Here is a 26,509-nt window from a genome sequence, read left to right on the forward strand (position 1 = left end):
GGCGCATGACAACACGGAAGTTCACCCCGACGATCAAGCGGGGCCCGCGGCTGACACCGGGTGAGATCAATGTCGCCCCACCGGATGACCTCGGAATCGAGATCCCGCCGTCGGGCATGCAGAAGGCCATGCCATGGGTCATGGGCGGCTGCATGCTCGGCATGATCTCGATCATGATCTTCACCGGGGTGCGTCAGCTGTCCCCATACATGCTGATGATGCCGCTGATGATGATCATGGGCACCGTCGGTTTCATGGGCAGCGGTGGAGGTGGCGGCAAGAAGGTCCCCGAGATCAACGCCGACCGCAAGGAGTATCTGCGTTATCTGGCCGGTCTGCGTACCCGCGTGACGTCGTCGGCCTCGGCTCAGGTGGCGTTCTTCGGTTACCACGCACCGAATCCCGACGATCTGTTGTCAATCATCGGTACCCACCGACAGTGGTCGCGCCAGGCCAACTCGGACTTCTACGCTGCCACACGTATCGGCATCGGTGCCGAGATCGCGGTGGACCGCCTGCTCAAACCGAACACCAGTGGCGACCTGGCCGGCCCGCAGGGCGCGCCGCAACCACACTTGGAGCCGGTCAGCCACATGTGGGTGACGAAGTTCCTTCGCACCCACGGCCTGATCCACGATTGCCCCAAACTCGTTCAGCTGCGGACATTTCCGACCATCGCGGTGGGTGGGGATCTCGCCGGCGCCTCGGGGCTGCTGACCGCGATGATCTGCCATCTAGCGGTGTTCCATCCGCCAGACCTGCTGCAGATCCGGGTGCTCACCGACAACCCGGAGGATCCGAACTGGTCGTGGCTCAAGTGGTTGCCGCATGTGCAGCATCAGACCGATACGGACGCGGCGGGGCCCACTCGACTGGTGTACACCCGTCCCGACGGCCTCAGTGACCTGACTGCCCGTGGTCCGCACAGCGCCGACGCCGCCCCTGGTGGGCCGTACGTGATCGTGGTGGACCTCACCGGCGGTAAGGCCGGTTTCCCGGTGGATGGCCGGGCCGGGGTTACGGTCCTGACTCTGGGCAATCACCGTGGGTCCGCTTATCGATTGCGAGTCGATGCAGACGGAACCGCAGACGACAAACTGCCGAACCAGAACTACCGCGAGGTGACGCGGGTTGTCGATCGGATGACGCCGGCGCAGGCTGGTCGGGTCGCCCGCAAACTCGCGGGCTGGTCGATCACCGGCACGATCATCGACAAGAACGTCCGGGTACAGAAGAAGGTGTCCACGGAGTGGCACCATCTGGTCGGCGCCAAGTCGGTGGAAGAGGTCGTGCCGGCACGGTGGCGGATGTTCGCCGACACCGACCGAGACCGACTCAGGATCCCGTTCGGTCATGAGCTCAAGTCGGGCGAGATCATGCATCTCGATATCAAGGAAGGCGCCGAGTTCGGTGCGGGCCCGCACGGCATGCTCATCGGTACGACTGGTTCAGGTAAGTCGGAGTTCCTGCGCACCCTGATCCTGTCATTGGTGGCTACTCACCACCCCGACCAGATCAACCTGCTGCTCACCGACTTCAAGGGCGGTTCCACCTTTCTGGGTATGGAGAAGCTGCCGCATACCGCGGCCGTCGTCACCAACATGGAGGAGGAGGCCGAACTCGTCGGGCGTATGGGCGAAGTGCTCACCGGTGAGCTCGACCGGCGTCAGTCGATCCTGCGACAGGCCGGCATACAGGTGGGCGCCGCGGGTGCCCTCTCAGGCGTGGCCGAGTACGAGAAGCACCGCGAGCGTGGTGCCGACCTGCCGCCGCTGCCGACCTTGTTCGTCGTGGTCGACGAGTTCGCCGAGCTGCTGCAGAACCATCCGGACTTCATCCAGTTGTTCGACCGGATCTGCCGGGTCGGCCGCTCGCTGCGCGTGCACCTCCTGTTGGCGACACAGTCACTCAATACCGGCGGTGCGCGCATCGACAAGCTCGAGCCCAACTTGACCTACCGAATCGCGTTGCGCACCACCAGTTCGGCCGAATCCAAGGCGGTGATCGGGACGCCGGAGGCGCAGTACATCACCAACAAGGAGAGCGGTGTCGGATTCCTGCGCGTGGGTATGGAGGACCCGGTGAAATTCCGGAGCGTCTACACGGGCAACAACTACGTGCCCGCGCTGGAGGAGTCCGCCGACGGTGACGCCAAGCCACGGGCGAAGCGTCAGGCCCGGGTTCGGATCCACCAGTTCACTACCACTCCGATTTTCGATACGGCGGTGAACTGAGATGAGTACAGATGCCGAACCCAGGGTGCTGCGCGAGGTGGTCCTCGGTCAGCTGGGCACCGGTGAGAGCCGCGCGTACAAGATGTGGTTGCCGCCGCTGACCGATCCGACGCCCGTCAATGAACTGATCGAGCGTGACTACCAACGCCAGCCGCTGCGCTTCGCTCTGGGAATCATGGATGAGCCGCGCCGGCACCGGCAGGACATCTGGGGCGTCGACGTTTCGGCGGCCGGCGGCAACATCGCGATTGGCGGTGCACCACAGACCGGCAAGTCGACCTTCCTGCAGACCCTGATGCTCTCGGCCGCGGCCACCCATAGCCCTCGCGACGTGCAGTTCTACTGCATCGACCTCGGCGGTGGTGGTCTCATGTACATCGAGGGCCTGCCGCACGTCGGCGGCGTGGCCACCCGCGCCGAACCGGACCGGGTCAACCGCGTAGTGGCCGAGGTCAAGGCTGTGCTGAGGGCCCGTGAGCAGGTGTTCAAGGAATACCGCGTGGGTTCGATCTCGGCCTATCGCGCGATGCGCGACGATCCGAACAATCCGGCCGCGCAAGACCCGTTCGGCGACGTCTTCCTGGTGATCGACGGGTGGCCGGCATTCGCGTCCGAGTTCCCCGACCTCGAACCCGCGGTCCAGGATTTGGCCGGTCAGGGTCTGGCCTACGGCGTGCATGTCATCATCTCCACACCGCGGTGGACCGAGCTGAAATCACGCGTGCGTGACTACCTGGGCACCAAGCTGGAGTTCCGCCTCGGTGACGTCAACGAAACGCAGATCGACCGAATCACCCGGGAGATCCCGGCCAACCGCCCTGGCCGGGCCGTGTCCCTGGAGAAGCACCACCTGATGATCGGTGTTCCCCGCCTGGACGGCGTGCACAGTGCCGAGAACATAGTGGAGGCCATCACGGCGGGTGTGGAGCAGGTGGCGGCCCGCCACACTGATCAGGCACCGCAGGTGCGGGTGCTACCGGAGCGGATCTACCTGCATCAGCTCGACCCCAATCCGCCGGGACCCGACGCCGATTACCGGACCCGCTGGCAGGTGCCGCTCGGTGTGCGGGAGTCCGATCTCACCGTCGCGTACAACCCGATGTATACGACTCCGCACCAGCTGATCTTCGGTGCTCCCAAGTCGGGCAAGACCACCATCTTGCAAGCGATCGCGAAGGCGATCTGCAGTCGCAATACCCCCGACCAGGTGCGATTCATGCTTGCCGATTATCGATCGGGACTGCTCGACGCAGTACCCGACTCGCATCTGCTCCTCGCCGGCGCGATCAACCGCAACAGTGCCTCGCTGGAAGAGTCCATCAAGGCACTGGCCTTCAATCTGCAGAAGCGGCTGCCCCCACCCGACCTGACCACCGCGCAATTGCGGGCCCGGTCCTGGTGGACCGGTCCTGACATCGTGCTGTTGGTCGATGACTGGCACATGATCGTCGCCGCATCCGGCATGATGTCGCCGATGGCGCCGCTGGGCCCGCTGTTGCCTGCGGCCGCCGATATCGGTCTGCACATCATCGTGACGTGTCAGATGAGCCAAGCCCACCGGGCCACGATGGACAAGTTCGTCGGCAGCGCCTACGGCGCGGGTTCGCCCACATTGTTCTTGTCGGGCGAGAAGAACGACTTCCCGTCGCGGGAGATCATCGTCAAGAAAAGGCCACCTGGCCAGGCATTCATGGTTTCACCGGATGGCAAGGAAGTCATTCAGGCGGCGTATGTCGATCCGCCCGAAGAAGAAGTGTTCGCACCACCCCAATAGGGCAGTTAGTATTTATCCAACGCACTCAGCAACGCTGGCGGCGGCCCGCCAGCAAAGGGATCGGGGGACAGATTCCTTGGCGACTTGGCAAACTCTCTGCCACGTCGCATTTGGGTGCGCGTCCCTGGTTTTTCCAACCGACACAGGGGAGCAAGCAAATGCAACCGTTGATGCACAATCCGGCCGTCGAAGGTGTTGCGGCACAGGTGATCGCAAACGCCGCCCGGGGACTGGCCGGCGGTACCACCGCCTCGGCCGCCGTCACCGCTCTGGTTCCGGCCGGGGTCGACGAGGTCTCGGTGATGGCCGCCGCTGCCTTCGCCAGCGAAGGGGTCGAGGCTTTGGCGGTGAACTCGTTCGCTCAGGAGGAACTGGCACGGGCGGGCGCCGCGTACTTGGAGTCTTCAGCGATGTACACCGCAGTCGACACAGCCAACGCCACCACTCTTTAGTCGAAACGATTCGTCAGAGTTAGGGTCTCCCAGCAATGGTCGCCGTACCGCCCGTTCCGCCGACCTGGTTCGCGATGCCGCCAGAGCTCAACACCGCGCGCCTGATGTGCGGAGCCGGCCCGGCGCCGATGCTCCAGGCGGCAGCAGGTTGGGAAGGGCTGGCGATACTGCTGGAGACCCAGGCGGACGAACTGGCCGCGGCGCTGAGCAACTTGACTTCGGTGTGGAGTGGAACGGCGAGTGAACGTGCCGTCTCTGCGACGATGCCGATGATCATGTGGTTGCGGACCATGGTGATGCAGGCACAGAAGCGGGCCTTGCAGGCGGGCGCTCAGGCGAGTTCGTATTCGCTGGCCCTGTCGACGACGCCGCCGATTCCGGAGATCGAGCAGAACCACGTCACTCACGGCGTCCTGGAGGCCACCAACTTTCTGGGTATCAACACGATGCCGATCGGATTGAACGAGACCGACTACTTCGTGCGGATGTGGAATCAGGCTGCCGGAGCGATGGAGGCGTATCACGCCGAAACCACCGTCAACCTGCTGTTCGAGCCCTTCATGCCAATGAAGCCGATCGTGATACCCGGCGTTGGCGAGACAGGTGTGGCGGCGGCTCTCGCGAGCATCGCACCGGGCACCGCCGCGGGGCTGATTCGCAACGCCGCGATCGAGGGCGTCAGCGCAGCGGCCACGATCGAACAGGTGGGTATGGCTGCGGGCGGTGCGGCGGCTCAGGCCAACCTGGCCGAACAGCGGGCGGTCAGCGTGGCACAGAAGGGCGAGAACGCCGCACAGCAGGACAAGAATCCAACGCAGCAAAACCCCATGCAGCAGGGAATGCAGATGGCCATGCAGATGGGGCAGCAGGCAGGGCAGATCGCGGGGCAGATCCCTCAGATGCTGCAAAGTTCGATGCAGACGCTGACACAGCCGCTGCAGCAGGCCACCCAGATGGTGAGCCAATTCAGCAGCATGGGTAGCCAATCGGGCATGCAGTCGGGGTTGATGGGAGCGTCTCCGTTCTCGAATCATCCGCTGGCCGGGGGCGCGGGCCCGAGTTCGGGGGCCGGTCTGGTGCGTGCGGCGTCGTTGCCCGGTGCAGGCGGCACTCCGGCACGAACACCCCTGATATCCAGCATGTTGGGTATCAGCGGTGAGGCAAAGCCGGTTCCCATGGGCGCGGCCGGTGGTGGAAGTGGTCCATTAGCACCGGTTGGTGCCGGTGGCGGCGGTGGGCCTATGACCCATGCCAACAAGGGCAAGACCGAAGGGAAGACGAAGGACGCGCTGGTCTCTCCGACCGCGCTGACATACAACGACGATGACGATGAAGGCGACGACTGGTGATTCGTCGACCAGCAACAGACTTTCCGGCCGAGGGGCTGGGAGACTCACCAAAGATCTGGTGAGGACACAGGGAAATAAAGGGGAAATCCACAATGAGCATGCCAGGTTTGACTGCAGATCCTGCCGTCCTCGCCAAAGAGGCGAGTAACTTCGAGCGAATTGCCGGCGAGCTGAACACGGTGATGCACCGCGTTGACCAGATTGGCGCACAACTCAGCGCCAATTTGAAAGGCGCGGCGGGTACGGCCGCTCACAGCGCGGTGATCCGTTTCCAAGAGGCAGCGACGAAGGTGAACACCGAGCTTGACGAGATATCAAGCAACATCGGTGTCACCGGCACGGATTACGTGGGAACGGACGACGACCAGGCCTCAGCTTTGGGTTCCACAGTCAATATGTGGTGACACCAACCTCAGACCAACTCATTTTCAATCGACGACCATCAACTTAGGAGAGATCACATGAGTGACGGAATTGGTTACAATTTTGCCGGCATTGCCGCGGACGCCGCGGATCTGGGTGCCGCGTCCAGCCAGATGAATAGTCTGCTCGACGAGGGCAAAGGCTCCATGACCACACTGCAATCGATGTGGGACGGCAGCGGTCAGGCATCCTGGCTGGCGTTGCAGACTCGTTGGGACGCCAACGCGGCTGAGCTGAATGCCGCGCTCACGGACCTCGGGCGCGCAATCGAAGAGGCCGGCGCGCAGATGGCTTCGACCGAGGCGAGTGTGACGTCTAGGTTCGGTTAATCGGGCCCGTGCACACACAGTGTGGTGGGCGGGAAGTTCGGACCGTCTGGAGATGGTCGAACCCGCCCACCACTTGTGCTTGGGTGTAAAGATCTAATTATCTGTTTGACTATCTGAGGGGTCCCAATGTCGGCCGACTATGACCGGCTCTTTCATTCGTCGGAACCGGGGAAGCCGGTCGATGACGCCACGGCCATCGTGGACAGAGACGCCATCCTGAAGGCCGCCGCTGCCGCGACGCCTCCGCCCCCGCCGGTTGGGGAGCCCAGTGCCACGGACATTCCCGTGGACCCGGCGGCACGTACGGCGCCCACTCAAACCCAGTCGGCAGCCCAACCGCGGCATGCCGAGACACCGCAGATGCCGGCGCCGATGCCGCAGCCTCCCGCGACCGCGCCGCAGTGGCCGCAGAACCCGATGCTGCGGGCTCCGCAGCAGCAATTCGGCCCGGGCGCGCGCCATGAGCAGGCTCGCCAGGCGCCTGGGCCAGTTGCGCGCGTTGCGCCCGGTCCAGCGCCGTCGCAGTTCGCTGACATGGATCCCGAGATCAGTGGCGCGTGGCGAGCGGGGCAGGCCATTCCGACTCCGGCCGCCCCCGGTCCGACCTCGGCGGCGACGATGGGCAACCACCGCGCGATTGACGCGCTGTCGCACGTCGGTGTGAAGACCGGTGTGAAGATGCCGTCGCAGCGCGGCTGGCGGCATTGGCTTTATTTGACGACGCGGATCAATCTCGGTCTGTCGCCTGATGAGGTCTACGAACTTGAGTTGCACAGTCGGATCCGGCGCAACGCCCGCGATTCGTACCAGATCGGTGTGTTCGGTCTGAAGGGCGGCGTCGGCAAGACCGCCGTCACGGTCGCGCTGGGCTCGGCGATGGCCAAGGTTCGCGGTGACCGCATCCTGGCGATCGACGCCGACCCGGACGGTGGCAACCTCGCTGACCGTGCCGGACGCCAGTCGGCGGCGACGATCTCCGACCTGCTGGCCGACCAGGAACTCTCTCGCTACAACGACATTCGTGCCTACACGAGCATGAACGGGTCAAACCTCGAGGTGTTGTCGTCGGAGGACTACAGCGGCGCGCAACGTGAGTTCAACGACGAGGACTGGAAGAGCGCCACCGCAGTAGTGTCTCGCTACTACAACCTGGTGCTCGCTGACTGCGGTGCCGGGCTGTTCCAGAAGGCTTCTCGCGGAGTGCTTTCCAGCGTTTCCGGCATGGTCATCGTGGCCAGCGCCTCGATCGACGGGGCCCGACAGGCAGCCATCACCATGGACTGGATGCGCCAGAACGGGTATCAGGATCTGCTCGGCCGGTCCTGCGTCGTCATCAACCATGTCACGCCGGGCAAGCCGAACGTCGACGTCGAGGATCTGGTGCAGCAATTTGAACGCCACGTGCCTCCGGGCCGCGTCATCGTGCTGCCCTATGACAAGCACATCGCTGCGGGCACCGAGATCCAGCTCGACCTGCTGAGCGATACGTACCGGCGGCGCGTCACCGAGCTGGCTGCTGCGCTGTCCGACGATTTCGACAGGCTTGAACGGCGTTGACCGCGACTGCAGCCGCCGCTGACACTTCCAGCGCGACGCCCAGCAAGCCGTCGACTACCAGGGTCACCATCCTCACCGGTAAGCGGTTGACGGATTTGGTGTTGCCGGCCACTGCGCCGATCGAGACGTATATCGACGAAACCGTCAGTGTCCTGGGCGAATTGCTCGAAGACACCCCGAAGGACACCCTCGCCGGATTCGACTTCTCGGAGCAGGGCATGTGGGCGTTCGCCCGCCCTGGTGCGCCACCGTTGAAGGCCGCCGAGTCCCTGGACGATGCCGGGGTCGTCGACGGATCGCTGCTGACGCTGGTTTCCGTGAGCCGCACCGAGCGCTACCGTCCACTGGTCGAGGACGTGATCGACGCAATCGCGGTGCTCGATGAGTCACCTGTGTTCGACCGGACTGCGCTGGATCGTTTTGTCGGCCTGGCCATTCCGGTGGTCGCCACCGTTGTGACCGTCATGTCGCTGCTGTCCTGGAGTGGCGCCGGCCAAGGTTGGTGGTGGGCGGTGGCGCTGGGGCTGTTCGGCCTCGGGCTTCTCGGGGGCAGCTTCACCGCGCAGAGTCGTTACCAGAATCTGGATTTGGCCGAGAGTCTTCTTTTGGCGTCCACGATCGTGCTCGCCGGTGCCGCAGCGCTGGCCGTGCCGTTGCCGTACGACGCCGATTCTCTTGGCGCGCCACAGCTCGCCGGCGCGGGTGCGGTGGTGCTGCTGTTGACGTTGGCCACCCGCGGCGGGCCGCGTCACCGCGCCGATGTGGCAGCGTTCCTCGCGGTCCTGGCGATCGCCATCACGGGCGGGGCTATCGCCGTCGGATATGGCGGGGGCGTTTGGGTGCCCGCGGGAGCGATCGCGTTCGGGCTGGTCGTGGTGACCAACGCTGCCAAACTTACTGTCGCCGTTGCCCGTATCGCATTGCCACCGATTCCGGTGCCGGGTGAGACAGTATCCAACGATGAACTCCTCGACCCGGTCGTCACCCCGGATGAGGTCGACGACGCCTCACCCACGTGGAAGGCAATCATCGCGTCGGTGCCGGAATCGGCTGCCCGGTTGCAGGAACGCAGCCTGCTGACGCGCCAGCTATTGATCGGGTTCCTTTCAGCCGGTGCGCTGGTGCTGTCGATCGGTGCGATTGCTGTTGTGGTGCAAGGGCATTTCTTTATTCACAGCATGATCGTCGCCGGCCTGGTGGCCGTGATCTGTGGCTTCCGGTCCCGTCTGTATGCCGAACGGTGGTGCTCTTGGGCCCTCCTTGCGGCAGCGATCAGCGTGCCGACTGGCGTGATGGTCCGCCTGTGCCTGTGGAACCCGGGCAACGCCTGGATGGTGCTGGGGATCTACACGGCGGTGGCGTTGGTTGCTTTGATCGCGGTGGGCGCCGCCGACGGAGTACGCCGAACGTCGCCGGTCACCAAGCGGATCTTGGAACTGACAGATGGCGCCGCTATTGCTGCGGTGATCCCGCTGCTGTTGTGGATCGCCGGGGTGTACGACCTGCTGCGAAATCTGCGGTTGCACTGAGGCTTGTCGGGCGCTGGGGGAACCGATTACCCAAGCACCGGCACCAGCGCGGGCAGCGTCCACTGCAGGACCTCCCGAAGGGCACGGACGGTGTGGCGGGGCGAATCGACCCGTCGCGTGCGACGCATGCTGAAGGCCGCCGAGCACCTAGATTTTGTGCGTTCGGCCTGCGTTGGGCTCGGGTAGCATTTTGCTGAACTACTGGTAGAGGGGATCGTCGACGGCCGTCCTGGAATGATGTTGATTGGGTGGCCGTAGCCGCGTCGTCGCGTAACGGGCCAGAGGGTATTCGGGGCCGCCGGCGGGCCTGCTCAGCGAGTTCCTCACGGCTAACTGATGGGGGTGCCATGACCGGGGAGCTGAAGGTCAATATTGCCGAACTGCGGGCGGGCGGTTTGGGATTTCGGGATGCGGCCGATGCGCTTCCTGATCCGCCGAGTGCGTTCCCCTCATTGGGCGGAGATCGGTTCTCGCAAGCGATGACCGACCGTACCAATGAGGTGGAAGCACCGCTCAAGGACACGTTGCCAACAACCAGAAGTGATGCGCAGACGACGGCGACGAACATCGGTGTGGCCGCTGATCAGTATGAGCAGACTGACCAGCAGGCTCAGGGAGCCATCGACGCCCGGTCGGCGGAGTTCGACTCGAAGTTCGGTTCACCGAGCTCGAGCGGTGGCGGTGGGGCGATGGATGCGATGGGTCAGTTCGGCCAGCTGATGCAGGTGCCGATGCAGATGGCCCAGCAGTTGGCTCAGGTGCCGATGCAGATGGCTCAACAGGCGGGCCAGATTCCGCAGACGATCATGCAAGGCGTCCAGCAGTTCGGTCAGATGGGAGGCGGGCTCGGCCAAGGCAGCTCGGCTGCGGAAGGCTCCCCTGCCGGTCCTGCAGGGTCGGTGCCTGATGCGGAGACTGAGTCGTCTTCCGATGACGAGAACCGTGAGGGCAAGGACGCGCAGCAAGACCAGGATGATCAGCGCGAGGGAGCTGTCGCGTCCGATGGTGGCGCGCAACGGGCACCGGTACTCGAATCGCCCGCACAAGGGGCGCCGTCTAGCCCGACGGTCGAGGCTGCGCCCAGCCATCCGCGGCGGCCGCCGGGTGATCCGTCAGTGTTGTTGTGACCGATAGTGCTTTTTGACTCGAAGGTGTGGTGATGACGCTTCCTCCTCCTCCCCAGGATCCGTTCGGTTCGCAACCCTCCGGTGGGGGTGGGGGGTCGCAGTGGAGTGGGCCAGCGCCGCAAGGTGCGATACCGCCGTACGCCGGTGGCGGGCAACCTCAGGGAGCACCGCAGTACGGGCAGCAGCCCGGTGCGCCGTGGCAACAGCAGCAGTCCTGGGCCGGCGCCCCGTCCCCACATCCGAACAAGGGCGGCAAGGGCAAGTGGATCCTGGTGGGTCTCGCGCTCGTCGCGGTGATCGCGGTGAGCGTCGTCGGAACTGTTCTCGTGCTGCGCCCAGATTCGGGAGGCAGCGGCCAGTCGCCCAACTCAGCCGACGGCGCCTCGGATTTCGCGAGCGCAAATGACACCGGACCGGCCAATATCATCACCGAGGAGCCGACTTGCGAAGCGTGGGTAAAGATCGCGCGCGATATGGAGGCAGCGGTCCCTGAATGGAACCACCAGGATTATGCGGTGCCAGCGGCAGAGTGGACGGCCCAACAACGAGAGGTGTTCGAGAAGGAAAGCTCGGTATTAGCTACCTCGATCAAAAAGGTGGCTAACCTCGCGAAGCAGACACCGCATCGGATCGTACGCGAACTGTATGGGCAATATTCTGCGTACGCTCAGGCCGTTATCGATGCTATTCCAACTTACGCGTCGGCAGATAACTACATTGTTGCAGCGTACAATAAATTCGCGGCGACGCTCAGCAGGGTGTGCGATGCGATTCATTTCCGCGCGGCGCAGGAAAGTGCTCCCCTGATTCCACTCCCTGGGCCTCCGACGGATGTCGAGGCGATGAATCGTGACATTTCTCTGGTACCGGAGCGATTTCTGAGCGGTCAAAATCGTGTGTGTGACGACTGGATAAGTACGACTGAGCGTTACGACAAAGACACCGAGGCTTGGCGCGCTATCGACGCGAACATCCCGGCAACGGCATGGACTTTAGATCAAAAAGCCGTCATGGACGCAGTTGTGCCCGTGATGGTCACTTATGCAGATGATATGGAGCGTTTGGGTCGGCAAAGCGCGAATCCGGTTTGGGAGGACTTCGCGGTCTTTGCAGCGCAGTATAGGCGCGCGTATGTCCAGGCGATTCCCACATATGCGCCAAATTCTTCCTATATTTCGGGGGTATCGTCATTTCTGTCCAACGCGATCTATTGGGCGTGTAAGGCAGAGTCGTGAGTGCGATTGCCAACCCCGGCCCTGTGCTGATTGACGACATTTCGGATATCTCCGCGTTGATGGGCGGGACTATAGAGAAGCCGCCTGGTGAGTACGCGCCTACTATGACGGGTCCGGGAGCGTGGCCGGAGTTCGATGAGTCGGTGTTCGATCAGCGAAAAGAAATGCTGAGCAGTATCAAATCAGCGGTGTCCCAAGCCCGGGCGAGCTGGGATGCGGTACATGCGGGAATTTTCAATGGGCTGCTGGTATGGGTCGGTGGCAGCGCGACGGCCGCTGCGGCGAAAGCGCAGGAGCACAGCAAGGCGATGCAGGAGATCGAACAGCAACTTGCTGATGCCATCGAATGGTGTGGTAAGGCGTGGGTGACCACCAGGATGGCGAAAAAAGCGATTTCCGACTATGTCGAGCTCAAGCACAAGGAAATTTATGACTTCTTGGCTAAGGCGGAGAAGGAGGGAACGAAGGCGCAAGATGCCAAAGATGCAGCGCAGAAGATAGCTGAGCAGGCATACCACGCCAACAAGAAATTTCTGGACACCCTGGCCGACAGCCTGGGTGGAAAAACCGAAGCGGCCGAATCTCCACCACCTGGGAATAATGTCGCCGGCCCGCTCGAAAATAATGGCACCGGGACGCCTGGATCGACGTCTCCCGGATCGACGGCATCGGTTGGAGGCACATCCGGTTCAGGTAAAGAGCCGTTGGCGTCGTTAATGAGTAATGAACCCAAGGGGCATCCGCAACCCGGCGACGACGCGCCCGCGGGTGGTGCGCCGGCTAAGGCAGCTGAGGGTTTGGGTGAGCAGGCGCAACCGGCCCCTCGTGCTCCGTCTGCGGGTGATGAGGGCGGAGCGTCGGCTAAGGCAGCTGAGGGTTTGGGTGAGCAGGCGCAACCGGCCCCTCGTGCTCCGTCTGCGGGTGATGAGGGCGAAGCACCGGCTAAGACAGCTGAGGGCGTGGCTGAGCAGGCGCAACCGGCCCCCGCAACTCTCCCGACTGTCTCGCCAAATCCCGCTCAACCCCCTGCTGGCAAACCACCCACGAGCCCGGTGACTCCTTCCGTTCCGTCCGCGCCGGGGGCGCCGAGCGCCCCAAGTCTGGGCGGCGCGCCTAGCTCCTCGAGCGCGGCGAGCAGTCCGTTGAGCAGCGGGTCCTCCTCTTTGGCAGGTGCGGGGATGGATCCGTCAAAGGCAGCAGAAGCACTGGCCGGCCGTCCGCCCGTGGATCCGCTCAAGGAGTTCTCGAAGGGCTTTGCGGATTCGGCTGGGACGCCGGTGCATGCTGCTTCTTCTGGCGGGGGTGCGCCCCCGCCCTTGGCGCCCGCTCCTGCGGTTCCAGCTAGTGATCCAATGGTGCCGGCGAGCACCAACACGGCGCCGGTGTCGCAGAACAGTGCGCCCGCCGCTGCGCCGCCGGCCCAGCCTCCGTCGGGTGGCCCGATGGGTATGGGTGGTGGCGGCATGCCGTTGGGCCCGCCGCCTACTGCGCCGCCGGCCGGAGCGGTGGCACCGCCCCCGCCACCGGCTGCTCCACCTGCGCCCGCCGTGTCGGCAGCGGCCGGCGCCCAGGTGGCTCCGATACCGGTATCTGCGGCGCGTGCCGAGCGTGATGCCGCGCTGAACGCGGCAAAGCGTTCGGGTTCTGACCCGTTGGAGACGGCGCGCAGGATCGCAGCCGCGCTCAATGTTGGTGTGGGCGAGCTGAAGTTCACGTGGCTGACCGGATTGACCCAGGACGGAACGATCGTGGTGGCGAACAACTACGGTTTGGGTTACATCCCGCAGGGGGTCAAGTTGCCCCAACAGGTCAAGTTCGCGAGCGTGGACGAATCCATTCCGATGGAGGAACGGGCCAAGTGGACGACGTATCCGATTCTGGCGTTGCATGGTTGGGCGCAGGCGCACGATACGACTCTGAGGGCGGTCATTGGGTTTGAGGAGCAGTTCAAGGGTTCGGATCCCGGCGTGCCGACCGTTGCGCTGCAACGCGAGGATTTACCTTCCGATGGTCGGATGCAGGGGCGGTCTCGGTTGGAGGTGATTGCTCCGGAGGTGGCCGCACGGTTGTCAGCGGTGACTGATGCAATGTTGATCGACATGCTGCCGCCGGCGCCAGCTGATCCGCAACCACCGGAGGATCGGCGGTTCGAGCTCATGATGGAGGTTTTTCGGCCGTTGTTGAGCGCTGATACGGGCCGAGCTGTGCCGCAGCTGCAGGCATTGATTCCTTTTGCAAATCATATGCAGGAGATGGCTTTACACGGTGCGTATACAGCTGTCGATGGCGAGGCTCTGCGCACTGCGACGGCCGATGCGATCTACTGGCAGCACATCGGTGTGATGGCTGGTGATGCGCTGGCCACGGTTTCTGTCGCTGTGTAGGCGAGGACTCGGGCATTGCAGACGTGTTTCGACGTGCTCCGCCAGCATCTGGTCCCCTGCAAGCCCTTAGGCCCGGGGCCGGCCAGGCGGCTCGACCTCGTCCGCGCCCATTGCAAGGGACCTCGAACGAGCCGTCACCAACAAGTCAGCCCGCCTGACCATGTACGGCGAGGCGGGCTGACTCGGTTTAGTTCGGGGCCCTCAGCCCAGTTCCGACCCGTCAGCGGTCAGCTCCGCGACCATCGCATCCAGCCGTTCCCTGTCGGCCTCGATGGATGTCGTCGCCGCAGCCGTTGCCTTCTGGATCGCCTCGTTGAGCCGTTGTTCGACGGTGTGTGCACCCAACCGCAGTAGTCCGTCCTTGATGTAGACGTCGGTCAGCTGATGATGGCCGTTGAGCGTAACTTCGACGCTCTGGGCTTCGTCTGTCGCCGTGAACGTTTCGGTGTTCATTTTGTGCAGCTGATCATCCATGAGCGACTGCAGTTGCTGTGCTTGGCGCAGTACCGCAGCGACCTGCGGGTGTATCTCGTCGGTCACTTCGAATCCTGCCCGTCCTGGCCAGGCTTACGCTTCCGCCGGCCGATCACGCCTTCGGTGTAGTTGCGATCCTCGACGTACAGGTCTTCATCGGGGGCGAGGTTGGCGTCGCGCCGCTTCTCCCTGCCCTGGCCACCCTGTCCATGACCGCCGCCCATGCCGCCCATACCGCCGCCCATACCGCCGGCGCCGGAACCTCCGGAAGCCCCGGCCGGGATCGCACCGCCACGGGCACCGGCAGGAGACGCTGCCACGGAGTCGGCTCCGACGGCAGGACCGAGGGGCGCGGCGGGCATCCCGCCGCCACCCAGGCCTCCGCCCCCGCCTCCAGCGCCGGCACTCGCCGGCTTGAGGCTGGGCTCTCCGACACCGGGGATCTCGGGCGTGCCCTCAGGCAGACCCGCGCCAGGACCCTTTGGCGCGCCACCGCCGGACGGGGCGCCACCTGAGGGTGCGCCCCCACCTGAGGGTGCGCCACCGCTCGGAGAACCGCCGGACTTCTCACCGGCTGAGGGATCAGCCCCGGTCGGCGCTGACATTGATGCGGGATCGACTGACGGCATCTTGGGCATCTCCGGCACGCCGCCTGGTCCCCCGGGTAGGCCGCCTGGTCCCCCGGGTACGCCGCCGGGGCCCCCGGGTCCGGTGGGCACAGTTGACGGGTCGATGCCGCCCGCACCTCGAGGTGGGTTGGCTGCCCGCACCGGTTGGGTCACCAAGGAGCTGGCGTAACTGTCGCGGACTTCTCCAGATCGCTTCTCCAACTCCTCCATGTCAGCGATAACCCGCTCAACATGGCCGTTCGCGATGTCGTAAGACATCCCGAGGCCGTCGAATATGCCGCCGTTCCACGATGTGGAGTCGGCGAGTTCCTTCTCCAGCTCGAGGTACTTTTCATACAGCGGTGTGTGGGCCTCCAAAGTTGCCTTGTGCTGGTCGTAGATGCTCTTTGCTACTTGGGCGAGCGCCGCCCAGGCGGTGGATAGCTGGTTCATCCAGTCCACCAGCTCTTTTCGGTAAGTTTCAGCGGCCTCCGCCGCTCCGCCCTCCCAGGCGGGAATGCTGGTGATCGGGAGAATCGAGCTCAAATCCGATGCAGTTTTTGACCACTGGCTGTGAGCGTTGCGCGCTGAAGAACCTTGGTCGCCCCCCTCGAGCTTCTTCTGAGCCTCCTTGATGTTCATACATTGACCCGGTGGGATGGCGGCCATCGGCTCCATAGGTTCCGGGTCAGCCGGGCGCGGCGTAGGAGGTGGCGGAACAGTGATGTCCGCCATCGCTGCCATCCGCGCTGGATCCGAAGACAGTATCCCGGCGTACGCTTCGTCCTTGTGGTCGTACTCGGTGGCGGCCTTCTCAAGGATGTCCGCGACGCGCGCGGCCTCCTCCTTTGCCCAGTTATTGCTGCGCTGCAGGGCGGCGGCGTTTTTATTCAAATTGCCGATCGCGGTTCCGGCGGGCATGAAGTCGTTCGGTGCCTGCACTTGAATGGGTTCCCCCGGCCACGTCAGCCCGGTCAGTTCCGCCGCGCGACTGCGAAGCTGGCTGGTGTCGACCTTCAATTCTTCTGGCATAGCTATTCCTCCCGACCCTTCTGGGACCCCTCTCCCAGGAAGCTTGATGTCACTGCTCCAGCGCCATCTGGTAGCGGCTCTCTTCACGCGGATTGATCAACGTGATCGGCAGCTGCCGGTGGCGCGGTGTGTCAATAAAGTTGGGCCGCATGATGACTCGGCCGACGCCCTGATGTGGTCCCAGATACGTCGTGGCGTTGGGCCATGCCACGCGCGGTACGCGCCCGACCCGGCCGTTGATCATCGTGGCGAACTCGCGGAACTGCGGCCCGAGGGTCACCACCGCTCCGGACGCGGCGGAGCGGATGACGAACTGAGTGAAGAGTCGGGAGTCGCCGAGGTTGATGCTGACGTCGACGTTGTCGAACGGCATATACACCGGGTAGCGGTCCGACGTCTCACCGACGAGCACCCCGGCCGAACCGATCGGCAGATCGTAGTGCTTGTCCGTCACCGGGCTGATGCCCTGCAGTGCGGCACGTTGCCCGCCGTACAAGCAGGAAAATCCGCGCGGCGTTGTGGGGTTCGACAGTGTGGTGAGCAGCACCGTGGTGGTCGGAGCCGCACCCGGGCTCAAACGGACCCGGGTCGTGGTGTGGTCGGCGCGTGCCGACCACCAGACATCCGGGCCGCCGGGGGCGTTGTAGGCCGCGGTAAAAGTGCTGCGGCCCTTGATGACAGACCAGGTCTCTTTCTCGAAGCTGATCTCGGTCGCTTTGTCGTAATCGTCGAAGCTGCGGCAGCAGCGCGCGTCAATCCCGTTGCTGGCCAACTGATCGGCAATACGGGTCGTCGAGGCCACCAGATATCGGGCGAGCCCGGACACCCCGCTGTCACGGCGTTGCGCCGAGCGTTGGGTCTTATCCGGATCGGCGCGCATCACAATCCAGGTTCGTCGGTTCGCCGGCGCGGGGTACGGGCCGACCACCTGCTCGTAGAGGGCTACGAGGCTGGCCGGTGCGGTCTTGCCGACCCGGTAACCGGCCGACACGACGTCCGCCTCCAGGTCAGGGCAATGCGCCTGGATCAGCTTCTCCACGAGCTTGGTGCTGACGGTGTCGTCGGTGACGGCATCGCCATTGACGATCACCGTCGGAGTGAAAGGCCTTGGTACCAGCTCGATCACCGAGATCAGATGATCGCCCTGCCAGCGTACGGCGACGTGATCGCCGGGCATCACGGTGGCTCCGACCGCGGGCTCCGACGGCGCATCGGGGGTGCTGCGGTGGCGCCTCCGCCACGAGAACACCGCTCTGACCCAGCCGGTGAGCCGATATCCACGGATCGTCAGAACCGAAAAAATCGCGATCAATACCGACAGCGTGATACCGAGCCACAGCAGATTGAAGTGCATGCACACGGCGATGCACGCCGGGATCAGCGTTGCTGCCCAGATGGCGTGTCCCGTCGTGAATCGAAACCCAAAGTGCCGCTTCAAAAAACTCATGGGCGGCGCCGCAACGCGCGTCGGGTCATCGCTGCGATGCCGAGGATCAGCACGAGCGCGGCCCCGGCGACCACCACACCGGTGATCGGGCCACGGTCTGGCGGCGGGATGTACACCGGTGGGGGCACTTCCTTGACCCGGAAGGGTGCCTTCGCCGGTCCCTCGGGGATCTCCCATGTCAGTGCAGCCACCGGATCGACCACACCGGCGCCGACGTAGTTGTCGACGCCGCCGCCGGGATGCCGTGCAGTGGCGGTGATTCGATTGATCACCTGCGCAGGGGTCAGGTCCGGGAACCGCTGCTTGACCAGAGCGGCCAGGCCGGAAACGAAGGCGGCAGAGAAAGACGTGCCATTGAGCGGCACCGGGCCGTCCTCACCGGGGGTGGCGTTGATGGGCTGACCCTCGTAGCCGAGTGCGACGAGATTTTCGCCCGGAGCGGCCGCGCCCAACCACGGGCCCGACATCGAGAAGTTGCTCGGCTGGCCGTTCTGGCCGATGCTGCCGACGGTGAGCACCAGTGGGTCGTACCAAGCCGGGCTCACAATCGTCTGCACGCCCTTCCAGCCGCGCGCATCGGCCGGAAGGGACGCATCCGGCGGCGGGTTCTGGTTGCAGTCCTGACCGGTGTTGCCGGCGGCCACGATGATCACCGCGCCCTTGACGTTGACGGCGTAGTTGATGGCCGCGCCCAAGCTGGACTCGTCAATACGGCGGGTCACCTTGTAGCAGGCAGCCTCGCTGATGTTGATCACCTGCGCGCCCAGATTGGCCGCATGCACCACCGAGCGGGCCAAGCTACGGATCGAACCTGCGGTCTGGGTGGTGTTCGGGTCGTTTGGATCCTGGCGTGAACCCTTGGGTTGGAACGCAACTGACGTCTGACGCAGCGAAACCAGTCGCGCATCGGGGGCCACGCCGACGAAACCGTCCGTCGGGGACGGGCGGCCGGCGATGATCGATGCGGTCAGCGTCCCATGGGCGTCACAATCGGACATCCCGTTGCCACCGGCGTCGACGAAGTCACCGCCCGGCTCGGCCGGCACCCTGGGAGAACCGTTGACCCCGGTGTCGATTACCGCGACAGTTACGCCAGCGCCAGTTGCGAACTTCTGGGCCTCGGCCAGCTTCAGGTAGTCGGCCGCCCACGGCTTGTCTGCGAAGTTCGAATTCGGCATGACCGTCGGAGCGGCGCAGATCTTGCGCTGCTCCATCGGCTGGTCGGGACCCGTTTCATCAGGTGGGACGGCTGCGGCGTCGATTGCCGGCGGGTCGATCGCGTACGCCGGCGGCGCACTGAACAATGCCAACAAAACTGCCAGCAGCATTACGGCTAAGCGCTGCACGCCTCACACTCCCCCAATGACATCGGACGCGTTTGCAGTGTGCTGACGCACTTCTGGCAAACAACATCCGGCCTGCTCGACAATGCATCTTCTCACTTCAAGCCGTCCGGCTATTCGCACGCAGGCAATCATAAGGGTGCCCAGGTGAGGCCGATAACGCTTTGTGCCCGCAGTAAGTGTTGCAACCCGCAAACCGAGCGTGGCGCGGGGTTCATCTACCGACGAATGCGGCATCCCGAACGGCAGCTAATGCGGGATAGCGTCGCCGAGCACGGCCCGCGCCAGTGAATCAGTCGGCGGGGATGGGTTCGAGAGGCGACACCCCTTACGCGTCCAAATCCTGCTCCACAAGCCCCGCCACAGTGGCCAACGCATCGGCGTCGTCGGATTCCACAGTCACCTGAGCGCCATTGCCGGCGCCGAGCGTCATGATCATCAGGGCCGAACCTGCGTCGACGGGCTCGCCGCCATCCATGGACAGGGTGACCGGTACTCCGGCGTTGACCACGGCCTCGGCGATGATCGCAGCAGGGCGGGCATGCAGGCCGATGGCCGAACCGACGGTGACAGTCTTGCTGGGCATGTTTTCTCCTTTGGGTTGTGACTAGGTGGTGGCCAGCGCCGGTGCTTCCGGCGTGGTGACGGTGGGTTTGGCGAATTGTTTGGCCGTGATGACGGCCAGGGCGGCGACGACGGTACCCAGAACCAGCGCGACCAGGAACCACAGCAGGTTGCCGATCGCGAAGAACACGAAGATGCCGCCATGCGGTGCCTTGAGCGTGACATCGAAGGCCATGATCAGGCCACCGGTGACGGCGCCGCCGAGCATCATCGACGGAATCACCCGCAGCGGATCCGCAGCGGCGAACGGGATGGCGCCTTCGGAGATGAATGACGCTCCGAGAAGCCATGCGGCGCGCCCATTTTCACGTTCAGGCTCGGTGAACAGTCCCGGCCGCAGCGTGGACGCCAGCGCCATGGCCAGTGGCGGCACCATGCCGGCCGCCATCACCGCGGCCATGATGCGGAGGGTGGCGGGGTCGGCGACGTTGAGGCCGGCGGTAGCGAATGCGTAGGCCGCCTTGTTGACCGGGCCGCCGAGGTCGAAGCACATCATCAACCCGAGAATGACACCGAGGATGACGACGGAGGTTCCGGTCATGCCGGCGAGCCAGTTGGTCAGTCCGGTGGTCAGCGCAGCCAGGGGCCGGCCGAGCAGCAGGAACATCAGCAGGCCGACGATGAGTGATGCCCCGAGGGGGATCACCACGACGGGCATCAGACCCCGGAACCACTGCGGCACTTTGAAGGAGCTGATCCAATGTGCGGCGAACCCGGCGATCAGACCGCCGACGATGCCGCCGATGAATCCACCGCCGACGAATACGGCTACCGCGCCTGCGGTGAAACCCGGTGCGATACCGGGCCGGTCGGCGATCGCGAACGAGATGTATCCGGCCAGGGCTGGTACCAGGAACATGAAGGCCAGCCCGCCGAGCGTGAACAGTACGGCTCCGAGATACTGCCCAAGGCCACCGGGCGGCAGGTCGGCGAGCGTGTTGGTGACGGCGATGTGGTGGCCCAGCGAGTTCATTCCGTAGGCCAGCGGACTCGGTTGGCCCTCAACGGGATTGCCGATGTCATAGCCGGCGAACAGGAAGCCCAGCGCGATCAGCAGACCACCTGCCGCGACGAATGGGATCATGTAGCTCACGCCCGTGAGCAGGATCTGCCTGATGCGTGTTCCCCAGCCCACGTCGCCCGACGCGGCGGGAGCAGCTTCGCCAACAGAGCCTGCCACCCGCGGAGCATTGGGATCTTTTGCGGCGCTGACGGCTTCGGAGACCATGACAGCGGGTTCGTTGATGGCGCGTTTGACGCCGGAGGCGACGACGGGCTTGCCGGCGAAGCGTTGCTTGTCCTTGACACCGACATCGGTGGCGAAGATGACGGCATCTGCCGCCGCAATCGTGGACGCGGACAGCGGTGTGCTGCCCGACGAGCCCTGGGTCTCGACGGTCAATTCAACGCCGGCTTCGTCGGCGGCCTGTTTCAGCGCGTCGGCCGCCATGTAGGTGTGGGCAATGCCGGTGGGGCAGGCGGTGACCGCGACGATCGACACCGCCTCGACAGGTTCAGGAGCCACAGCCACAGCAGGAGCAGCAGAAGCAGGCGCCGGGTTCACGACACCGTCGACGAGCGTCACCACTTCATCGACACTGCCGGCGTCGCGCAGGGACGCGACGAAGTCTTTGCGGACCAGTGCCCGGGCCAGGCTCGAGAGCAGCTTCATGTGCTCGGCCCCGCCGGATTCGGGCGCGGCGATCAAGAACACCAGATCGGCCGGGCCGTCCGGGGCACCGAAGTCGACCTTGGGGGACAGCCGCGCGAAGCCGATCGTCGGGGTGTCGACGTACGGCGAGCGGCAGTGTGGAATCGCGATCCCGCCGGGCAGCCCGGTGGCGGACTGCCCCTCGCGGGCCATCGCGGCGCCCACCAACCCATCGGTATCGCTGGTGCGGCCTGCCGCGCCCAAAGCACCCACCAGGCAGGCGATGACGGACTCCTTGTCACCGCCCGCGTCGATGTCGAGCAGGACGAGATCGGGAGTGATGATCGGCTGAGTCATAGCGACACCTTCATGGGGTGGGTACGGACGGCATCGAGGTCGAGTTGGGCGGGGCCGGGCAGGGCCGATCCGGGGAGCGCCGCGGCGGCGCTCCCGTATGCGACGGCCATCTGCAGACGTTGCGGGGCTTCGGAATCGGTGACGGCGGCGCGCAGGTAGCCGGCCAATGAGGCGTCGCCCGCGCCCACGGTGCTGCGCGGAACAATGGGTGGCGGTGTGGCGAGCCAGGCGCCTGTGCCGTCGACCAGCACGGCGCCGGCAGCGCCGAGCGTCGCCAGCACGGAGCCGACACCACGGGCGACAAGATCACGCGCGGCCGCGACCACCGGTGACATATCGCCTTGGGCAGCAGCATCTTCCAGATCGGCAGCTCGAGCTCCGGCCAGATCGGCCAGCTCCTCGGCGTTGGGCTTGATGAGGTCTGGCGCGGCCACGTCGAACGCACCGGCTAGCGCGGCCAATGGCGCCTCGGAGCTGTCGACGGCCACCCGGCAGTTGAGCGGTGCCAGCAACGACACCATGTGCGCGTACCAGTCGACGGGAATTCCCGGTGGCAGCGACCCGGACAACACCACCCAGGTGGCGTTCTGCGCCTTGGTCAGCACGCAGCGGGTGAGCGCCTCCAGTGCATGGGCGTCCACCACCGCCCCGCGTTCGTTGAGTTTGGTTGTCGTGCCGTCGGATTCGGTGATGGCCAGGTTGGTGCGGACGGGCTCCGCAATGGGAACGCCGATGAACGGCACACCGAGTGTCCGCAGGGCACCGAGCAGAGGGTCGTCGTCGGCAGCAGGCAGCACCGCCTCGGCGGCGACACCGGCCAGGGTCAAAGCACGGGCCACGTTGATGCCCTTGCCGCCGGGTTCGATGGTGACGGAATCGACGCGCTGCACCGCTCCGCGCATCAACGGTGATCCCAGGGTGACGGTGCGGTCCAGGCTGGGGTTCGGGGTGACGGTGATGATCACGCGATCACCACCTCGACGCCGCGCTCGGTGAGCAGGGCGCGGTCGGCGTGGGAGATCTCGTTGTCGGTGATCAGGGTGTCGACGCTGTCGATGGGGGCGAAGCTGACGAAGTCCTCTTGGCCGACCTTCGATGAGTCTGCGACCACCACAACGTAGTTCGCGGCTTGCACCATCGCTCTCTTGACGGCTGCTTCGTCGGTGTCCGGGGTCGACAAACCGTGCCGCACGCTGATCGCGTTGGTACCGATGAAAGCGATGTCGACCCGCAGGGTTTCGAGCACGCGCAGCACCTGCTCGCCGACGGCGGCCTGGGTGAGGCCGCGGACCCGGCCGCCGAGCAGCTGCAGGGTGGCGCTAGGCATCGGGGCGATGAGGCCGGCGATCGGCACGGAGTTGGTCACCACGATGAGGTCACGATCCGTCGGCAAGTGCGAGGCGACGCGGGCTGTGGTGGTCCCGGCATCGAGGAGCACGCTGGCACCACTGAGGGGAAAGAAGTCGACGGCGGCCGCGGCGATGGCGTCTTTCTGCGCGGCGCGGGTGGTGTCACGTTCGCCGACTCCGGCTTCTACGAGATGCAGTGTTCGGGCTGGTACCGCCCCGCCGTGGACGCGGCGTACGACACCGGCTTTGTCGAGGACCGCCAGATCGCGGCGGACGGTCTCGGTGGTGACGTCGTATGTCTGCGCCAGTTCGGCGACTGAGGCGCGGCCCCTGCTCATGACCAGCGCGGCGATGGCCTGCTGGCGCTCCTCGGCGTACATGAGCCTCCGTTTGTGTGGGTTAGAGCCCGTTAGAATGTTGATATATGTTGTTTTACGCTTGGCTGTGTTGACTTGTCAACGGTTTCTTGTAATCTGTCTCACATGGGCACTACATCGTCGGTCACGTCACCCACGGTCCTACGTGGGGTTCCGGTGGTACCAGGTGTGCAGTACGCACCAGTGATCCGGGCTACTCGGCTTCCTCAGATCCCGCCGCCCAGCGGCGACATCGCTGAGGCGGACCGGCCGGCAGAGGCAGGGCGTTTCGCGGCGGCGGCGACGGCGGTCGCCGACCGGCTCCGGGCCCGGGCCGCGCATGCGACGGGCGCCGCCTCGGAGGTGCTCGCCGCGACCGCGACACTGGCCCAGGACCGGGCCTGGCTGGGCGCCGCTGACAAACGGATCGCCGCAGGGGCGCCCGCAGTACGCGCCGTGACCGAAGCCGTCGACCAGTTCGTGGACTTGTTCACACAGATCGGCGGACTGATGGCAGAGCGCGTCACCGATCTGCGCGATATCCGTGACCGGGTGATCGCCGAACTGTCCGGACTGCCGGAGCCCGGTGTGCCGCTACCGGATATCCCGTCGATCCTCTGTGCCGAGGATCTGGCGCCCGCCGACACCGCGGGCCTGGACCCTCAGCTCGTGGTCGGTCTGGTCACCACCCTGGGCGGTCCGACCAGCCATACCGCGATCATCGCCCGCCAGCTCGGGATTCCGTGCGTGGTGGCCGTCAGCGGGCTCGATGCCATCGCTCCCGGCGCGATGGTCCTGCTCGACGGGACGGCGGGCACCCTGACCGCTGACCCCGACCCGTCGCAGGCCGCTGCCGCGGTGGCGGCGGCTCAACGCGATGCCCTGGCGGCCAGGCAGTGGACCGGGCCGGGTGCGACGGCGGATGGCCACGCCGTCGCGATCCTGGCCAATGTGCAGGACGGCGCGGCCGCGAGGACCGCGCGGGAAACCCCGGCCGAAGGCATCGGGCTGTTCCGCACCGAGTTGTGCTTCCTCAACCGGGACGCCGAGCCGACGGTCGACGAGCAGGCCGCGATCTACGGGGAGGTGCTCGAGGCGTTCGCCGGACAGAAAGTGGTGGTCCGCACCCTCGACGCTGGTTCGGACAAGCCGCTGAAGTTCGCCGGTCATCCCGAAGAGGCCAACCCGGCACTCGGCGTGCGGGGTATCCGGATCGCCACGGGCAATCCCGCCCTCCTGCAGCATCAGCTCGAAGCGATCGCCGCCGCGGCGAAGGCCACGGAAAGCCGGCCATGGGTGATGGCTCCGATGATCGCGACCGCGGCCGAGGCGAAAGCCTTTGCCGATCAAGCGCGTACCTATGGGCTGACAGCCGGCGTGATGATCGAGGTGCCCGCCGCGGCATTGTTGGCGGACAGGATTCTCGAGCACGTCGACTTTCTCTCGATCGGCACCAACGACCTCGCGCAGTACACGATGGCGGCTGACCGGATGTCGGCCGACCTGGCCGCGCTGACCGATCCGTGGCAGCCCGCGGTGCTGGCTCTCGTGGCGTTGGCGGCCCGGGCCGGGGCGGCGGCGGGCAAGCCGGTCGGCGTGTGTGGTGAGGCCGCGGCCGATCCTCTGTTGGCCGCCGTGCTGGTAGGGCTGGGAGTGACGTCGTTGTCGATGGCGCCTGCGGCGATTTCCGCGGTGGGCGCGCGGATTGCGCAGGTGACGCTGCCGCAGTGCCGCGCTGCGGCCGAGGCGGTCCTGGCCACGGCTACCGCTGCCGACGCCCGGCAGGCGGCGCTGGCCGCCCTGGCCTGACGACTGCGGGGAATATTCGGACCGCAGTCCGGTTATAGCTGGCATCAAGCCACACATTGGAGGTAGCAGATGCCAGCCATCACCGCAGACACCTTGACTCTGCCGCGCATCGCGGCAGCCCAGGCGTCTGAGACCGAACGTCCGGTCCGCTCGATCACGACCGGCCCGCGCGGATTCGAAGGCGAGGGATTCCCCGTCGTACGTGCGTTCGGCGGAGTCAGCGCCGCGGATCTGGACCCGTTCGTCCACATGGATCAGATGGGTGAGGTCGAGTACCAGCCCGGTGAGCCACGAGGCACGGATTGGCACCCGCACCGTGGGTTCGAAACCGTCACCTACATGATCGACGGCCGTTTCGCCCACCAGGATTCACATGGCGGCGGCGGTCTGATCACCGACGGTGCCACACAGTGGATGACGGCCGGCTCCGGCATCCTGCACATCGAGACCCCGCCGGCCGAGCTCGTCGAGAACGGCGGCACGTTCCACGGCATCCAGCTGTGGGTGAACCTGCCCAAGAAAGACAAGTTCGCGACTCCCCGCTACCAGGCCATCGAGGGCACGGACGCCAAGCTGTTGTCCTCTCAAGACGGTGGCACGTTGGTTCGCATCATCGCCGGCGAGATCGAAAGCGAGACCGGGCCGGCGTTCGGTCCTGGTTCCACGCACACCCCGATCACCATGGCGCACGCCACGATTGAACCGGGCGCGCAGCTCAACCTGCCGTGGAACCGCGACTTCAATGCGCTGGTGTACGTGCTGAGCGGACGCGGCAGCGTCGGACCGGTGGCGCACCCGATCCATCAGGGTCAGCTCGCAGTGCTGGGCCCCGGTGACCGGATCACGGTGTCGGCCGAGGGAACTCAGGATTCGAACCGGCCGGCGATGGAAGTTCTGCTCCTGGGCGGCAAGCCGATTCGGGAACCGGTGTTCCATTACGGCCCGTTCGTGATGAACTCGAAGTCCGAGCTCATCCAGGCGCTGGAGGACTACCAGGCGGGCAAGTTCGGCCAGATCCCGCCGAATGCACTCATGCCGCACCGGCCGCTGAGCTGATCGAACGAGA

The 26,509-nt window shown here is 65.2% G+C and carries 21 protein-coding genes; 13 read left to right on the forward strand and 8 right to left on the reverse strand.

Annotation, left to right across the window (positions count from 1 at the left end):
• Positions 1 to 5: 5 nt before the first annotated feature.
• The 11 genes from eccCa (at position 6) to H977_RS35435 (ending at position 14,393) form a co-directional block, all read left to right on the forward strand.
• Positions 6 to 2,234 (forward strand): type VII secretion protein EccCa, encoded by a 2,229-nt coding sequence (gene eccCa, locus H977_RS0125540; protein ID WP_029110521.1) that lies wholly within the window; start codon positions 6 to 8, stop codon positions 2,232 to 2,234.
• 1 nt (position 2,235) lies between these two features.
• On the forward strand, positions 2,236 to 4,008 hold the full coding sequence (gene eccCb, locus H977_RS0125545) for a type VII secretion protein EccCb (protein ID WP_029110522.1): 1,773 nt from the start codon (positions 2,236 to 2,238) through the stop codon (positions 4,006 to 4,008).
• Positions 4,009 to 4,166: 158 nt separating this feature from the next.
• A complete protein-coding gene (locus H977_RS0125550; RefSeq protein WP_029110523.1) occupies positions 4,167 to 4,460 on the forward strand; it encodes a PE family protein in 294 nt (97 codons plus the stop codon).
• A 35-nt stretch (positions 4,461 to 4,495) separates the two neighbouring features.
• Positions 4,496 to 5,809 (forward strand): PPE family protein, encoded by a 1,314-nt coding sequence (locus H977_RS0125555; protein WP_155946828.1) that lies wholly within the window; start codon positions 4,496 to 4,498, stop codon positions 5,807 to 5,809.
• A gap of 92 nt (positions 5,810 to 5,901) precedes the next feature.
• Positions 5,902 to 6,213 carry a WXG100 family type VII secretion target gene (locus H977_RS0125560; RefSeq protein WP_231396060.1) on the forward strand — a complete coding sequence of 104 codons (312 nt, stop codon included), beginning with the start codon at positions 5,902 to 5,904 and terminating at the stop codon, positions 6,211 to 6,213.
• Between the two features lie 57 nt (positions 6,214 to 6,270).
• Positions 6,271 to 6,561, forward strand: a complete 291-nt coding sequence (locus tag H977_RS0125565; RefSeq protein ID WP_029110526.1) for a WXG100 family type VII secretion target — start codon at positions 6,271 to 6,273, stop codon at positions 6,559 to 6,561.
• 126 nt (positions 6,562 to 6,687) lie between these two features.
• Positions 6,688 to 8,118 carry a MinD/ParA family ATP-binding protein gene (locus H977_RS0125570; protein ID WP_029110527.1) on the forward strand — a complete coding sequence of 477 codons (1,431 nt, stop codon included), beginning with the start codon at positions 6,688 to 6,690 and terminating at the stop codon, positions 8,116 to 8,118.
• On the forward strand, positions 8,115 to 9,647 hold the full coding sequence (eccD, locus tag H977_RS0125575; RefSeq protein WP_029110528.1) for a type VII secretion integral membrane protein EccD: 1,533 nt from the start codon (positions 8,115 to 8,117) through the stop codon (positions 9,645 to 9,647). The genes H977_RS0125570 and eccD overlap by 4 nt, the downstream gene beginning before the upstream one ends.
• Positions 9,648 to 9,994: 347 nt before the next feature.
• Positions 9,995 to 10,774 carry a WXG100 family type VII secretion target gene (locus H977_RS34540; protein ID WP_051289061.1) on the forward strand — a complete coding sequence of 260 codons (780 nt, stop codon included), beginning with the start codon at positions 9,995 to 9,997 and terminating at the stop codon, positions 10,772 to 10,774.
• A gap of 32 nt (positions 10,775 to 10,806) precedes the next feature.
• Positions 10,807 to 12,009 carry an ESX-1 system-associated protein gene (locus tag H977_RS0125585; protein ID WP_029110529.1) on the forward strand — a complete coding sequence of 401 codons (1,203 nt, stop codon included), beginning with the start codon at positions 10,807 to 10,809 and terminating at the stop codon, positions 12,007 to 12,009.
• Positions 12,006 to 14,393 (forward strand): EspK C-terminal domain-containing protein, encoded by a 2,388-nt coding sequence (locus tag H977_RS35435; RefSeq protein ID WP_155946829.1) that lies wholly within the window; start codon positions 12,006 to 12,008, stop codon positions 14,391 to 14,393. The genes H977_RS0125585 and H977_RS35435 overlap by 4 nt, the downstream gene beginning before the upstream one ends.
• 201 nt (positions 14,394 to 14,594) lie before the next feature.
• Here the strand turns inward: H977_RS35435 and H977_RS0125595 are convergent, their stop codons facing one another.
• From H977_RS0125595 to H977_RS0125630, 8 genes are all read right to left on the reverse strand, one after another.
• Positions 14,595 to 14,933 carry a YbaB/EbfC family nucleoid-associated protein gene (locus tag H977_RS0125595; protein WP_029110530.1) on the reverse strand — a complete coding sequence of 113 codons (339 nt, stop codon included), beginning with the start codon at positions 14,931 to 14,933 and terminating at the stop codon, positions 14,595 to 14,597.
• Positions 14,930 to 16,507, reverse strand: coding sequence for a PPE domain-containing protein (locus H977_RS36095; RefSeq protein ID WP_029110531.1), 1,578 nt, complete (start codon positions 16,505 to 16,507; stop codon positions 14,930 to 14,932). Before H977_RS36095 ends, H977_RS0125595 begins: the two co-directional genes overlap by 4 nt.
• A 49-nt stretch (positions 16,508 to 16,556) precedes the next feature.
• Positions 16,557 to 17,954 (reverse strand): type VII secretion protein EccE, encoded by a 1,398-nt coding sequence (gene eccE, locus H977_RS0125605; RefSeq protein WP_029110532.1) that lies wholly within the window; start codon positions 17,952 to 17,954, stop codon positions 16,557 to 16,559.
• Entirely contained in the window at positions 17,951 to 19,300 is a 1,350-nt protein-coding gene (gene mycP / locus H977_RS0125610; protein WP_029110533.1) for a type VII secretion-associated serine protease mycosin, read from the reverse strand. The genes eccE and mycP overlap by 4 nt, the downstream gene beginning before the upstream one ends.
• Before the next feature lie 325 nt (positions 19,301 to 19,625).
• Complete coding sequence (locus tag H977_RS0125615) at positions 19,626 to 19,883, reverse strand: HPr family phosphocarrier protein (RefSeq protein WP_029110534.1); 258 nt, start codon at positions 19,881 to 19,883, stop codon at positions 19,626 to 19,628.
• A gap of 21 nt (positions 19,884 to 19,904) precedes the next feature.
• Entirely contained in the window at positions 19,905 to 21,929 is a 2,025-nt protein-coding gene (locus tag H977_RS0125620; protein WP_029110535.1) for a PTS fructose transporter subunit IIABC, read from the reverse strand.
• Complete coding sequence (locus H977_RS0125625; protein WP_029110536.1) at positions 21,926 to 22,894, reverse strand: 1-phosphofructokinase family hexose kinase; 969 nt, start codon at positions 22,892 to 22,894, stop codon at positions 21,926 to 21,928. The genes H977_RS0125620 and H977_RS0125625 overlap by 4 nt, the downstream gene beginning before the upstream one ends.
• On the reverse strand, positions 22,891 to 23,658 hold the full coding sequence (locus H977_RS0125630) for a DeoR/GlpR family DNA-binding transcription regulator (protein WP_029110537.1): 768 nt from the start codon (positions 23,656 to 23,658) through the stop codon (positions 22,891 to 22,893). Before H977_RS0125630 ends, H977_RS0125625 begins: the two co-directional genes overlap by 4 nt.
• 102 nt (positions 23,659 to 23,760) lie before the next feature.
• Here H977_RS0125630 and ptsP point away from each other — a divergent pair, with 102 nt between their 5' ends.
• Together ptsP and H977_RS0125640 are read left to right on the forward strand one after the other, a co-directional pair.
• Complete coding sequence (gene ptsP, locus H977_RS0125635; RefSeq protein WP_051289063.1) at positions 23,761 to 25,443, forward strand: phosphoenolpyruvate--protein phosphotransferase; 1,683 nt, start codon at positions 23,761 to 23,763, stop codon at positions 25,441 to 25,443.
• Positions 25,444 to 25,512: 69 nt separating this feature from the next.
• Positions 25,513 to 26,499, forward strand: coding sequence for a pirin family protein (locus tag H977_RS0125640; RefSeq protein ID WP_029110539.1), 987 nt, complete (start codon positions 25,513 to 25,515; stop codon positions 26,497 to 26,499).
• Positions 26,500 to 26,509 lie beyond the last annotated feature (10 nt).

The sequence above is a fragment of the Mycobacterium sp. URHD0025 genome (assembly GCF_000426065.1).
GTDB lineage: Bacteria > Actinomycetota > Actinomycetes > Mycobacteriales > Mycobacteriaceae > Mycobacterium.